Source organism: Microcoleus vaginatus HSN003, from assembly GCF_022701255.1.
GTDB lineage: Bacteria > Cyanobacteriota > Cyanobacteriia > Cyanobacteriales > Microcoleaceae > Microcoleus > Microcoleus vaginatus_B.
On the sequence record NZ_CP031705.1, the window covers coordinates 6,458,520 to 6,472,694 of the forward strand.

11 protein-coding genes are annotated in these 14,175 nt (G+C 46.4%); 6 read left to right on the forward strand and 5 right to left on the reverse strand.

The annotated features are described in order from the left end of the window. The first annotated feature begins 18 nt into the window (after positions 1-18). The 6 genes from D0A37_RS27600 (at position 19) to D0A37_RS27625 (ending at position 8,280) form a co-directional block, all read left to right on the forward strand. Positions 19-447, forward strand: a complete 429-nt coding sequence (locus tag D0A37_RS27600) for a DUF7680 family protein (protein ID WP_242719412.1) — start codon at positions 19-21, stop codon at positions 445-447. Positions 448-610: 163 nt separating this feature from the next. After that, positions 611-994: a hypothetical protein gene (locus D0A37_RS27605; protein WP_242719413.1), complete on the forward strand. Its 384-nt coding sequence runs from the start codon at positions 611-613 to the stop codon at positions 992-994. Between the two features lie 228 nt (positions 995-1,222). Continuing rightward, positions 1,223-3,991 carry a DUF1156 domain-containing protein gene (locus D0A37_RS27610; protein WP_242719415.1) on the forward strand — a complete coding sequence of 923 codons (2,769 nt, stop codon included), beginning with the start codon at positions 1,223-1,225 and terminating at the stop codon, positions 3,989-3,991. Between the two features lie 263 nt (positions 3,992-4,254). Further along, complete coding sequence (locus D0A37_RS27615; protein ID WP_242719417.1) at positions 4,255-7,428, forward strand: helicase-related protein; 3,174 nt, start codon at positions 4,255-4,257, stop codon at positions 7,426-7,428. A 233-nt stretch (positions 7,429-7,661) separates the two neighbouring features. After that, positions 7,662-7,967 carry a small RNA NsiR4-regulated ssr1528 family protein gene (locus D0A37_RS27620; protein ID WP_242719419.1) on the forward strand — a complete coding sequence of 102 codons (306 nt, stop codon included), beginning with the start codon at positions 7,662-7,664 and terminating at the stop codon, positions 7,965-7,967. A 106-nt stretch (positions 7,968-8,073) separates the two neighbouring features. Then, complete coding sequence (locus tag D0A37_RS27625; RefSeq protein ID WP_242719421.1) at positions 8,074-8,280, forward strand: hypothetical protein; 207 nt, start codon at positions 8,074-8,076, stop codon at positions 8,278-8,280. Between the two features lie 268 nt (positions 8,281-8,548). On the opposite strand, the gene D0A37_RS27630 is transcribed toward D0A37_RS27625, so the two are convergent. The 5 genes from D0A37_RS27630 to recO form a co-directional block, all read right to left on the reverse strand. Then, positions 8,549-9,466, reverse strand: a complete 918-nt coding sequence (locus D0A37_RS27630; protein WP_242725793.1) for an NAD(P)H-dependent glycerol-3-phosphate dehydrogenase — start codon at positions 9,464-9,466, stop codon at positions 8,549-8,551. Between the two features lie 157 nt (positions 9,467-9,623). Further along, positions 9,624-10,052 carry an NUDIX domain-containing protein gene (locus D0A37_RS27635; protein ID WP_242719423.1) on the reverse strand — a complete coding sequence of 143 codons (429 nt, stop codon included), beginning with the start codon at positions 10,050-10,052 and terminating at the stop codon, positions 9,624-9,626. A 90-nt stretch (positions 10,053-10,142) separates the two neighbouring features. After that, positions 10,143-11,369 (reverse strand): glycosyltransferase family 4 protein, encoded by a 1,227-nt coding sequence (locus D0A37_RS27640; RefSeq protein ID WP_242719425.1) that lies wholly within the window; start codon positions 11,367-11,369, stop codon positions 10,143-10,145. Positions 11,370-11,395: 26 nt separating this feature from the next. Then, positions 11,396-12,967 (reverse strand): MFS transporter, encoded by a 1,572-nt coding sequence (locus D0A37_RS27645; protein ID WP_242719426.1) that lies wholly within the window; start codon positions 12,965-12,967, stop codon positions 11,396-11,398. A gap of 231 nt (positions 12,968-13,198) precedes the next feature. Further along, positions 13,199-14,074, reverse strand: coding sequence for a DNA repair protein RecO (gene recO / locus D0A37_RS27650; protein WP_242719427.1), 876 nt, complete (start codon positions 14,072-14,074; stop codon positions 13,199-13,201). Positions 14,075-14,175: the final 101 nt, after the last annotated feature.

Consider the following 14,175-nt stretch of genomic DNA (forward strand, 5'->3'; position numbering starts at 1 on the left):
CCGCCCCGCCCATAGACCATGCAAGAATTTCAGTTACGAGTTTTGCCTTTAGATCATAACAATTTTGCATTAGAACTCTACCAATGTGCTTACAAAAAAGCCGGAGAGAAAAAACGTCCTGCTGCTAAAAAATTGGGGCGACTCAAAGGAAATGCCCTGGTTTTGGCGAGACAGACAATTTATGCAACTCTCAAAGCGAATAATTACGACCCTAAAAGTTTATCTCAGCAGCGACAAACTCCTTATATTTTATCAGAAGAATCTGGCGTAAGTTTGGCGATTTTATTTCAATCGCTGCAACCGCTATCGAAAACTGAACGAATTGCGAATATTGCCGAGGGGATTATGGCGATGAGTAATGAAGAGGCACATTATTGGTTTGGTAAAATTGCCAATGGCAATCGTTCAAATGCTTTGAAAGCTTTGCGAATTTTATTGGGAGATTAATTCGATTTGACTAAAATCCTTGAGAAATCTCGTTTTTACGCTAAGTCTAGATCCCCCTAAATCCCCCTTAAGAAGGGGGACTTTGACTGCTTCCGGTTCCCCCCTTCTTAAGGGGGCTAGGGGGGATCTAGAGCCAAATGTGACAATTGCGCGAGGAATGTGTATGCAAATAGCTGATTTGTCAAACGAAACTTTAGCCAAGATTAAAACAGTGCGGTGGGATCGAATTATTGAGAAGCATGAAGGGCCGGAGACATGGGAGTCTGAGTTTAGATACGGCGAACCGGAATTTATCGAAATTGAGGGGCGGTGGGTGTTATTGCCAGTTGAAGCATCTCGTCACCAAAATATCACGATTTTGCGGACAATTTGGAGTGCGGATGGTAACTCGCTGACTCTGTTTCTTAAGGATACAACTTTTGACGATGATATGTTTGTATCGGGATATATGGCTGTGTGCGATCGCCCAAAAGGACAAGAGTTTTTCTTAGCAGTATTGTACCACGAATGGTTTATCATTGAAAAGACGGAGGTATTTGAAGATTGAGCGAGAAGTTTTTGGGATAATACCAATGCAAATTGCAGTTTGCAATCCCTTTAGAGGCGGGCTAGAAGCAACAACCCGGAGATCCCCCCTAGCCCCCCTTAAGAAGGGGGGGACTGGAAGCGTTCAAAGTCCCCCTTCTTAAGGGGGATTTAGTTAGGGGGATCTAGAATTGTGGCACATAACAAATAACCAATAACAAATAACCAACAACCACCAACCAACAAAATCATGCGCCCCCAACTCTTCATCGAGAAAATCATGCCGGTGAATCTGCTAAACCAGCAGGTTTATTACGAACACGGCGGCAATCCCTTTAAAGGATTGCATCGCTGGTATTCGCGCAAACCATTATCGTTTTCTCGCGCTTCGGTGTTGGGGTCGATTTTACCCGCAGATATCTCTTTAGAAGAGTTTGAATATTTGCTGGGATTGGAACCGGGGAAGGAAATTAAACTCTACAAAACTCCCCCGTCTTCGGTGCGAATTAAAAAGGTTCACGACTATTGCGAGAAGGTGTGGGGGAATCGCACGCCGACGATTTTAGATGCGTTTGCGGGTGGGGGAAGCATTCCGTTTGAGGCGGCGCGGTACGGGTTGAATGTGTTGGCGTCGGATCTCAATCCCGTGGCGGTGGTGACGATGAAGGCGGCTATGGAATATCCGCTGAAGTTTGGCCCGGATTTGCAGGAGGATATTGATAAATGGGTGAAATGGGTGGGGGATGAAGCTGAGAAAAGATTAGCTGAGTTTTTCCCTTCTTTACCGGGGGAAACTGTGCAGAATTATTTGTGGGCGCATACGGTGGTTTGTCCGAGTTGTCAGTCGGTTGTGCCTTTGAGTCCGAATTGGTGGTTGTACAAGCGCCCGGAACAGCGAAATTTACACAAGTGGTGTGCGGTGAAACCGATTCCTAACTTGAAACAGAAGCGGGTTGATTTTGAGTTGGTGAAGGGGAAGAAAGGCAAGGAATCGACGATTAAAACGGATGCGGGGGAGTACGATCCGAGTGATACAGTTACTCTAAGTCGAGGTGTTGGTAAATGTCCGAATTGTAGTAGTGTGATTGAAGATGAAATTATCAAGGCTCAAGCTCAATCTGGACTTTTAGATCATCAATTGTATGCAGTCGCTTATAAAAAAGGGAAAGGAAGTTTAGAATTTAGAATTCCCGAAACATTGGATTTAAAAGGATGGGAGTTAAGCCAAGAGTATTTAAAGAACAATTACTATGAGTTGCAAATAAAAAATTTCATCCCCATTGAACATATTATTAACGATCACGGTCAAATTCTTAACTATTGTCAGCAATGGTTTCAACTATTTAATCCTCGTCAGTTGCTAACACTTGTTACTTATATAGAAATTATCAACGAAGCTAAGGCGCTGCTCAAGGCTGAGTACGAATTGGAGAAACTAGAGGCGATTGCAACTTATTTAGCTTTAGTATTAGATAGATGTGCTGATGCAAATTGTAGGCTAGTTATTTATAACGCGGCTAGAGCTTGTATTCAAAAAGCTTCTACACAACACTCATTAAATTTAATGTGGAATTATCCAGAAGTAAATGGGGCTACAGAACTCTGGAGTGCTTGTCAAGAAGAAAGTGCTAGAGACTATACACCACTTTGTACTTTATTCGGCACAAAACCCCACTCAACAGGCTTACCCGGTATCGAACAATACGACCCGAAAAGCATCCAAATTAATGCCGCATCCGCCGATAGCCTCTACCACATTCCCGACAAATGCGTCGATGCTATTGTCACCGATCCGCCTTATTATGGAACCGTTCCTTATGCAGATTTAGCAGACTTTTTTTATGTCTTCCAAAAACGAACTTTAGGCGATATTTTTCCCGAACTATTTGTTAATGAAATTTGCGATAGAGACAGAGAAGCGGTGGCCAATCCGTCGCGCTTCCGCAACATGGGCACATCCCCCGACGAACTCGCCAAACAAGACTACGAAGCAAAAATGGCGCTAGCTTTTAGCGAATATTACCGAGTTTTGCGCGATGACGGCGTGATGACAGTCCAATTCAACCACAAAGAATCGGGGGCGTGGGACGTGCTCACAAAATCTCTCATCGATGCCGGTTTCGAGATTACCGCATCTTGGGCTGTCAGTACCGAAAGCCCGCAAAACTTGCACCAAGCCCAGAAAAACTCGGTTTCCAGTACAGTGCTCCTCGTCTGTCGCAAACGTGATCCTAACGCCGCCCAAGCTTGGTGGGACGATTTGCGCCCGGAAGTCGCCAACCTCGTAGAACTTCGCGCCCCGGAATTTGAAGCCAACGACATCAAAGGAATCGACCTTTATTTAAGCGCCTTTGGCCCGGCTTTAAATGTGTTCAGCCGTTCCTATCCCATCCTCAACAGCAGCGGCGAAGAAGTGCGCCCGGAAGTTGCTTTTGCTGAAGCCAGAAAAGCGATTGCAAACTACCGATTCCGCAAACTTGCACAAACCGATACCGCCGGATTTGACGCCCTGACTCAATGGTATTTCCTCGCGTGGGATGCCTTTGGCGCTGTCGAGTTCCCCTTCGATGAAGCGCGACAACTCGCCCTCGCCGTCGGCGGTTTCGATGTCGTTGATTTAGCAAAAAAATACAAACTGATTGACTCGGTTAGCGGCACTTGCAAATTTTTGACACCAAAACAGCGGCTGAAAAAATCAGCTTTTTCGGCCAATCCGCAAGATTTTTCGATGACATATTTAGTGGATGGATTGCACGCGATTATCGCTTTGTATCAAGAGGATGGAGATATTCAAATCGTGCGCGAGTTTATGAAAAAAACCGCTTTGACGGATCACGATAATTTCATGCGGGCGATAGAGGTGGCGCTGAAAGTTATTCCCCGGATTGGGGATGAGAAGAAACGCATCCCGGAGGAGAAGGCTTTGTTGGATTTGTGGTTGGCGATGGATGAGATTAAGGCGAAGGTTGTTTATCAACAGATGGATATTCCGTTTGAAGGGCAGTTGAGTTTGTTTTAAGGGATTTACGCGCGGGTGGTCAGGTTTTTTTGAGGACACGGCAGTGCCGTTTCCATACAATTAATCGGGCAATTGTTACGTTTATAATCCAGGAATATTGATTGTTTTGCGGTAGGGAAACGGCACTGCCGTGTCCTCTGCTGCCCTGGATCAATGATTGTTTTGAAGTAGGGAAACGGCACTGCCGTATCCTCCGTTGCCGTGTTATAAAGGGTTATAACAAATAACCAATAACAAACAACCAATAACCAATAACCCATAACATGAATTTACAAAATTATCCCTGGCGGATTAGCTATTCTAGCAACGAAAATAACCCGATCGCCGATTTCTACATTCCCGCGCTAGAATGTGCTCTACAGTACGATCGTAAATCCGGCTTTTTCAACAGCGCCATCCTCAGTAAAGTAGCGCAGGGATTGGGCGCGATGCTGCACAATCAAGGGCGGATGCGCTTAATCATGGGCTGTCAATTCAGCCCGCAAGATTTGCAAGCCATCCAACAAGGTTACGCCCTGCGAGATGCAGTTACTATCCGCCTCGATACCGATTTACAGCCGCCCAAAACCTTCGCCCAACTCAAACATTTTGAAATCCTCAGTTGGCTGATTCAAAACAGTTATCTCGATATTAAAATTGCCGTTCCCCTCAAATCTAATGGCTTACCAGTAGATACTGAAAGTTTACTCGATCGGCAGCATATTTTTCATGAAAAAGTCGGCATTTTTACCGACAGCAAGGGCGCACAATTAGCTTTTAGCGGTTCCAATAACGAATCTCTCAGCGGTTGGGAAAGTAACGTTGAATCTTTCCACGTTTATTGTGCTTGGGAAGGCGGCAGAGATGCGGAACGAGTTTTTGAAGAGATTTTTCGGTTTGAACAGTTGTGGAACAATTTATCGCCGAATGTGCGCGTTTTTGAAGTGCCGGAAGCGGTGAAAAATAAGTTGCTCAGCTATGCGCCTAGCAGTAAACCTGTGTGGAATCGGGAGGAAGGTTCGGCAACGGATTTTGTAACGGATGTAACGGATGAGGAAGGTTCGGCAACGGATTTTGTAACGGATGTAGCGGATGTAACGGATGTTAGGAGTCGGGATTTAGGAGGAGTAGTTGGGGATTTTGAGTTATCTCAAGATTATGCTAAATTTGAACCGCTTCTCAATTTGTACGCTTCGCCAAGTTGTCTCGATTATTGTTTGAAATCTATTCCGATCGCACCTTGGCCACATCAGATTAAGATATTGCGTAGAGTGGCGGCAAATTTCCCGAAAAGTTTCTTAATTGCGGATGAGGTTGGATTGGGGAAAACTATCGAAACTGGGTTGATTCTGCGTTACTTGCTTGTCAGTAAAAAAGTCAAACGTGTGTTAATTTTAGCACCCGCCAGCATTCAGCCGCAATGGCACGAAGAGTTGCGCGAAAAATTCAATTTGCACTTTTGGAGTTACAACAAAGGTGAATTAAAGAATCCGTATGGGGAGAAAAGTCAGTCAGGCGAAGAAAATATTTGGAATTCCCAAAATCTGATTTTAGCATCATCTCATTTAGTCCGTCGGAGCGATCGTACCACAGAACTCCTAGACGCCAAACCGTGGGATTTGGTGATTCTGGATGAAGCGCATCACGCCCGCCGCCAAAGCCCGCAAAACCGCAAGGAAACTCCGAACCGCTTGCTACAGTTAATGCAGCAGTTGCGAGAAAAAAGTCGATCGCTCTTATTATTATCCGCCACGCCGATGCAGATTGACGCGATCGAAGTTTTCGATTTATTGCACCTTCTCGGACTGCGGGGACATTGGTCTTATGGTGAGAATTTCTGCAATTATTTTAGCACATTGTCCGACAAACCCGATCGCCAAACCTTAAATTTTTGGCAGCAGATGTCTGTGGATTACTTCCAGCAAGGGGGTTCGCCCTGTTTGCGATTGCAGGAATATTTACAGAAGGGCGATCGGCTACTATATTATAAGTTGCGCGATGTCTGGGAAAAAAACCAGCGAGTCAACCCAAAACAAGTTGCTGAAGACACGGATTTTATCGCCGCTTCCCGCCAATATTTGACAGTGAATACTCCCCTCAAAGATTTGATGTTTCGCCACACCCGCGACACCTTGCGCCAATACTATCAGCGGGGATTGTTGGATCGCGATATTCCCCACCGCGCCGTCAGAGATAATGCGATTACTTTAGAAAATAACCGGGAAGTGCCGCTTTATCTCGCCGTCAGCAATTACGTGCGCCACTTTTACAATCTAGCGCAAAAAGACAACCGCAAAGCGTTAGGTTTTTTGATGACTCTTTACCGCAAACGCCTGACAAGTTCGTTTTATGCCATCCGCGAATCCTTACAGCGTCGCCTCGAAGGAATTAGCATTACTGAAGATGACTTTCAGGATTTAGATGAGGCGGATGATGTGATTTTGGAAGGGATGGAATCTTATTTTGAACCCGCCGATCCTGAAGAGATTAAATATTTAGAAGATTTACTGTATCAGTTCGAGAATACAGGCGAAGATAGCAAGCTTTCGCATTTTATCACAATTTTGCGTCAAGAACTAATCCAGCGCGAAAGTGCGATCGTCTTCACGCAGTACACCGACACAATGGATTATCTCAGAACTGCTTTACAACAATTATATGGTGCTCAGATTGCTTGCTATTCCGGGCGCGGGGGAGAATTGTATCAAAATGGTCAATGGCGAACTTTTCCGAAAGAACAAATCAAAACCCAATTCCGACAAGGAATCATCAAAATTTTACTTTGTACTGAATCCGCATCGGAAGGACTAAATTTGCAAACTTGCGGCGTTTTAATCAACTATGATATGCCTTGGAATCCGATGCGGGTGGAACAGCGAATCGGCAGACTCGATCGCATCGGACAGATTTATGATACCGTCAGAATACACAATTTTTACTATGACGGAACGGTAGAGGCGAAGGTTTACAAGAAATTGCGCGATCGCATCGATGCTTTTCAAACCGTAGTCGGCAATTTGCAACCGATTCTCGCAACAGTTCCCACTTTCATCGAAAAGGCTGTGATGAGTGCAGATCCCGAAGAAGAGGGCGTTTTGTTGGGAGAGTTCGATCGCATTTTAGACGCCCCGCCTTTGCGCCTTGCCCTCGATGAAATGGTAGCGATGGATGTAGAATCAGACTTGCAAGAAATCCGTCAACCTTTGCCGCCGACTTCTCTGTTTCCTGAAACCATCGAAAATTTGTTTGTCAATTCTTTGAGTTTAAAGCAGATTGGCGCTATCTTCGATCGAGCCGAAAATCGCACTTGGCAGCTTAACTATAAAAGTCGCGGTTATTATATCACATTTTACCCGGATATCTTTGAGGAAAATGCTTCACTGCAATTGATGAGTTTTGGCAATCCGTTGTTTGAAGAAATGCTCAATGATCTCGCCCTTATGCCAAACTGTGCTTAATCGAATATGTTTAGCCTGTTTCACGAGTTTACGCTATAGCAACCTTCTCGGCCGTTAAGACATTAATGATTTCTTCCACCCTTAATAGTTAAGCATCCTGACTCCTGACTCCTGACTCCTGACTCCTGACTCCTGCTATACTTTCCGCTGTGCTAGAGTTTGGTGCTCAACTTTGGCCGTTTTAGGACTAAACTACTTTTTATGACGATCGTCCTTTTTATTTAATTTGCACAATGTCTTCAGAAACAAACTCAGCGGCTCAATCTACAACTGGTGCAGATGCGATCGATGTGGCGATCGCTTCTGGAATCGACTTTGACGGTACTCCGATTCCCCAAGCAAAATTAGACCTCTACAAGCAAGTGATGGGATTAGAAGCCGACAGACAGCGCAGTGGCGTGTCAAACACAATGCGATCGCGCATTGTCCGAATCGGTGTCAAACATCTGCCTCAAAACGAGCTCGATAAAATGCTCGTTGCTGCTGACTTCGCACCACTGAAAGATAAAGAAGTTGCGTTTTATTACGGCGGAAAGTAAAAATTATCTACCCTTTTAGACAGATGAACAGTCATCCCCAAATCGGTCAAACTTGGGACAAATCCTAGCAGAAGGTCAGTGTATGAATACTAACGGTAGTACAGTCATGAGCAACCTCGAGTATGATTTGTTAACAGTTTTGCAAAACAAGTCTGAAGCTTTGAAAGCCTACGAAACTTACATGAAAGATGCTCAGGAAATGGGTTCTCAGCCTTGTGCTGACCTGTTTCAAAAATTGCAGCAAGCTGACATGGAGCACGCGCAGGAAATTCGGCAGCACCTTCAACAGGTAATGCAACAAGGCAAGATGTAAAGCTGGTGCAACTCGCTCTACAAGTTATGAGTTAGGAGTTATGAGTTAAGTAGCAGCTATGAGTTAAAGAGTTTTGGATTCACAACTCATCTTCAATTCCTTAAACTCTTTCTCTACCGAGCGAGCTAAACATCAATCTGACCGCTCAACCAATGTCGCTTACAACTCTTAATTCATAACTAGCAACTGGTGACACCACTTCTTGAAACTTCAGCTACGGGTAGGGACTTAGGCTTTGCTTAAGTCCTTACCTATTTAGTGGCACAGGTTATAAAATCTCCGGTTTCAAAGCTCGTTCCATCAGCGATAAAACAGCTTGTTCTGGAGTAATTTCACTATTTAATAAGCGATAAACTTGACGAGAAACAGGGACTTCAATGCCGCGTTGATTAGCCAAATCAATCAACACGTTAGTAGTATTAACACCCTCAGCAGTGCTCTGCAATTCCTGCAAAATTTGTTCTAAAGATTTGCCTTCAGCCAATCCGAAACCAACCCGATAATTGCGTGATAAAGGACTGTTGCAAGTAGCGAGCAAATCTCCCAAACCAGACAAACCGTAAAAAGTTTCGGCGCGAGCTCCCAAACGAACTCCCACCCGAATCATTTCCGGCAAAGCGCGAGTCAGCAAAGCAGATTTAGCATTAGTTCCTAATTGTAAACCGTCGCAAACACCAGCGGCGATCGCAAATACATTCTTCAAAGTTCCCCCTAACTCAGTCCCCAGCGGGTCTTCATTCACATAAACCCGAAAAATATCGGAACTGTAAATATTTTGCACTTGTTTTGCCGCTGCTAAATCCGAACTCGCCGCTACCGTTGCAGCCGGCAATCCCTGCTGAATTTCCTCGGAAAGATTGGGGCCGGAAAGTACGACTATTGAATTGTTAGGAAAAGCATTTTGCCAAATTTGAGACGGAGTTCGCGTACTCGCAGGGTCTAAACCTTTGGTGACAGTAACTATAATTGTACTGGGACTTAACTCTAAAGCCAAAAGTCGATCGACTGTTGCTCCAACTCCTTTCATCGAAACTGCGGAAACAACAACATCCGCCCCTGTTATAACTGATTCTAGATTAAAAGAACTGCTGCGCGACCACAAATTAACTCGATCGCCTTTTTTGCCTCCCAGATTTGCCAAGGCAGAACCCCAAGCACCTCCGCCTAATATTGTCAAAATTGGCATAGAATTTAGTTTAATGAATTCAGATGCTGCAACATTCTCGCTTAACGGGCTAGAAGCCCGTTCCACAAGAACATTGAGTTTTTTTTGTGGAACAGGCATCTTGCCTGTTCGTGACATTGGTGCAATATGTGAGATGAACGAAATAAAAACTCCCCTCCTACAAACGGGGCCGCAATCCATAATGACGGTAACGCCAATAATCGCGCAAAATGCGATCGTGATCGAAACACAATTCACGAGGAATCTGCCAAGGTTCAAAAAATTGTAAATTTTTAGCATCGTCGGCGGCTTGAGGTTCGCCCGTTGCAGAAGCCAAAAATACAATACTAATAGTGTGTTGGCGGGCGTCGCGATTGGGGTCAGAATAAACGTAAAATTGCTCGATTAATTCTACATTCAAGCTCGTTTCTTCTAAAGCTTCGCGTTTTGCCGCCGTTTCTACCGATTCCCCGTAATCAACAAAGCCGCCGGGAATTGCCCAGCCGTAGGGAATATTGCGGCGTTCGATGAGTATGATTGGGCGATGGGGGCGATCGGCTAATTCGATGATAATATCAACTGTAGGAGCAGGATTTCGGTAAGTCATTTGCAAAGGAAGAAGGAAGGCACGACACGAATTTTGACACGGATACACGGATTAATTTCAACTGGTTAGGAGTTCCTTCTTCCTGCTGAATCATGCTAAACCGCGAATTGGTACGCGCTGCTTTTGCAAAACCTCTGAGTACAGCTTTTCCAACTCAGTAATATTCTGACTGAGAGTGTACCGCTCGATCGCCCGTTGGCGTGCTTTTTGACCAAGCAGCATTCCCAACTCAGGATGGTCGCAAAACAGCGGCAGCAAGGTTTGCAACTGACTCCGTACCCGCTGAGTATTCAAAACTATCCCCGCGCCTTCCTCCAAGGCCTCGCCGTCAGCACCGGCATCGGTTGCCAAACAAGCTAAACCGCAGGCCATCGCTTCCAGCAGCGACAGCGACAGTCCCTCCACCAAAGAAGGCAAAATAAATACGTCTGCACCCCGGAGAATTTCGATCCGGCGTTCCTCCTCGGCGACAAATCCGAGCCACACAATGCCCTCCTCTTCGCCGTAAGACAATTGCAGCGAGGCGGCTAGGGGCCCATCGCCTACGATCGCCAATACGTTCCCAGGGCCAAAATTGCACTGTTTCCAGGCCTTTAGCAAAGCCTCAACATTCTTTTCCGGGGCAATGCGGCCTTGGTAAACAAAAAGTCGATCGGCTTTTAATTCCGACTTCAACCCCGAAGGCCCGGGCGAATATTTAACAGCATCCACGCCGTTGGGAATCACTGCCACCCGTTCTTCCGGCACTCCCAAGCGCACCAAAATATCCCGCTGAATGTAAGAAAATACGATCGTCGAGTCGTAGTTCGCCAAAAACGGAGCGTACAGTTGATACATCAGGTGTTGGGTGCCTGATGTCAAATTCCGCAATTTGCGATCGAACGGCGGGTGAAAAGTCGCCACCAGAGGCAAATTCAATTCTTGGCAAATTTCTGGCAGCAGAAAGTCCAGAGGCGAAAGCGTCAGGGAAGCGTGAACCACATCGGGTTTCAGCCGCCGCAGAGATTTCATCAGCACTGTGCGGGACTTGAGAGTCGGAATCGTATAAATTTGCGATTTGTAGTGACAGGGTAAAGAGACTTCGTTGCAACTCGCGGGCGAGAGCGAAGTGGTATATGAGGTTTGAGCAATTCCCTTGCCCCATGAACCAGTTGCCATACTCCACGCCGTATTATTCCTATCCAGTGGGCCCGCTTCTTGGGCAAAGTGCAGGAAACTGACCTGGTATCCCCGGTCTAATAGTGCGTTGGTGACTTCCCTGGAGTAAGTGACGTTACCGCAAAAAGGTGATTTTTTTCCTAACCAAGCGATGTGCATTCCAGTAAATCAGAGTTTGTTATTTTTTAGATTCGATCGACTTTGCTATTAGTGCTACGGGAAATATACCAGGTTAAGACACCGCCCGCGATCGCTAATCCTGCTAAACCCAAAAATACTGTCGGCAAACCCAGAAAAGTTTCTGCTACCCCGGCCAAAGCCAACGGTAAACTCAAAGCGATATTAGTGGCATTGTTTTGCAGCCCGAAGACTTTTCCGCGCATTTCTTCTGGGGTTTCTGCTTGAATTGTAGTCTGCATCGGCACTCCCACCAATGAGGCAAATAAACCCAACAGGGTAATGAACAGCACCGAGAGCCACAAATGGTGTGTAAATGCAGAAAGGCCCATCAGAGCAAGTGCCATGCCGATCGATCCGATTAAACTCAGTTGGGAGTGAGACAATTTATGGCCGAGATAGCCGACTGTCGCCGCCCCACCAGCCATTCCGACGCCCACCGCAGCCAGCAAAAAGCCAAATTGCGAGGCTTTCATACCGGGGAGGATTTCTGCCAGCCGCACCGCTAGAACTGCCAAGGCTGCAAAAATGGAAAATAGAATAATTAGTTGAATTAAAGCATTGCGGACTTTCGGTTGATCGTTGATGTAACGCAGGCCGTCTTGCAAATCTGCTAAGGGGTGTGGCGCTTCGTGTTCGGCATCGTTTTTTTCGCCTGTTTTCATCGACAGCAACAGCACTCCGGCGAAGGCGTAACTTCCGCCTACTACTAATTCTTTGCCGATGCCGAGTCCGCCGCCGAGGTTGGAAAATAGGGTGTCGGCTAAAGCTAGTAAGGGTTCTCCGACTGCAAAGCCAATAATCACCGAACCCATCATGGTTGTGGTGTAGAGGGAGTTTGCCGATAGCAGGTGGCGGCGTTCCACAATTAGAGGAATCACTGACTGTTCTGCTGGAGCGAAAAATTGAGTTAGGGTCGAGACTAGGAATGTTACTAGCAGCAGCAAGCAGAATCCGAGTGGCAGTTGACCGAGTTCCCACCCATCAGAGAGCCACAGCAGTACGGGCAATGTTAAAACGAAGGCTCCCCGCAGCAGGTTTGTGGCTACGAGCACTGCTTTTTTCGACCAGCGATCGACATACACGCCCGCGGCTGCCCCGAACAGCACTGCGGGAATGGTAAAGGCGATCATGATTGCCGATACCCACCTGCTGATGGTTTGATCTGGCGCTTGAAAGCGGCTGGCCACGAGGGCGATCGTCAGTACGAGATAAACTTTATCTGCTAGTTGGGAAAAAACTTGCCCGCTCCACAGTGCTAGAAAATTTGGGTTTTTGAGCACTGGCAGAAATCCCGTTTCTTTTTCGGGAGTTTCGGCTACTGCTTCGGAGAGTTCTGCTGCTGGCTCTGGTGTGGGAACCGGGGGGATTGCTTCGGGTTGTTGGCTTTTGCCGTTGCTTGACTCTGTTTCGGGAGTTGTGGGATATTTATCCATTTCTGGGCGTTGGACGTTGCTCCATTGTCGATCGGCTAAGATGGGCTCGGAGCGAAAATCGGGAAAATTTTCTCGTTCTTCCATCTTGTGGTGGGTCACAGCTAAGACAGATAGTCTCAAATCAGAATCGGACAGTCGCATCATAGGATTTGGGGTGGATGGCCTGGGATGGTGGAGGTTGGGGGGATGGAAATTTAAAATTGAGGTGTTAACCCCTAAGTTTATTAATAATCTCGTAACTTTATCTCTATCTATTATCTGATGTCGCAACAACCTTGAGAATTTACCTGAAGTGGTCGGCTGGTTCGGGTATCCCCCAGGCTGGGGGTGCGATGTACGATCGTTCGTTCACCTATTTAACTCAACACTCAAAATTTAAAACTCAAAACTCTCTAAGTAGGTGTCGATCGAGCTTCCAGAGCGAATCGTGCAACCTAAATGATACTGGGCATATTGTCGCAAAATATTTTCTACTGATACCCAAGTTGTTCGATCGGCAATCCCCTCTCCTAGTTCTGGACTAGCCAACTGTTGCAGCGCTGCTAATTCCTTAGCATTAATCTCGAAATTTGTCAAGTGTTTGCTGCTATTCATTTGGCGGGAACGGGAGGGGGATTTGTACAAGCTACCGGTTTGTGAAGAGAGTTCTGCCTCTAGGTTAGCTAGCTCGGACAAGGTGAAGGTTCCCCCAGAGGGTATACTAAACCCGGTTTGCCAGTTCGGATCGGTGAAATTTGGGTTCAGGGGGCGTCTGGTGGCGCAGCAGACTTGGACTTGGGGCGCGACGCCTGCTAAGGCTAGCAGGTGAAAAATGCCGTGGCTGAGGTGGGCGACCAGCACGGCGGCGGATTGGATTTCTGTGCGATCGGACAAACGCTCCAAACGGCTCAAATGTTCGCCCAACAACCAAAAGAGTTCTTCTTGGGGCTCGTCGGAAAGGGCGGTGGCGATCGCCAATTCGGCCAGATATTGGGCGGCTGCGAGTTTCCCGAGGTTGCGGCTCAAACCCGGATGGGATTGTATGGTGTCGGCTTGGGTAATTTTATCGAGCGATCGGCCTTTGGCAATTAGCAATTCGTTGACCACAAATAATTCGCTTCTACCGCCAATGGTCGATCGCTGTTTGCGAACACCCGGTGCTACGGCTCGAATTAAGCCGAATTCCCGCGTCAAAATTGTCAGCACTCGATCGGATTCGGCGATGGGTGCACTCTTGAGATTGATTCCAGTTGCTTTGTAAGTTCGAGTCACTCGATTTTAGATTTTAGATTTTAGATTTACTACATTACTTCGGACAGTTTCATTTTCCTCGTTGATCGATCGACCTGGAACAGTCATTCTACTGTTGGCAA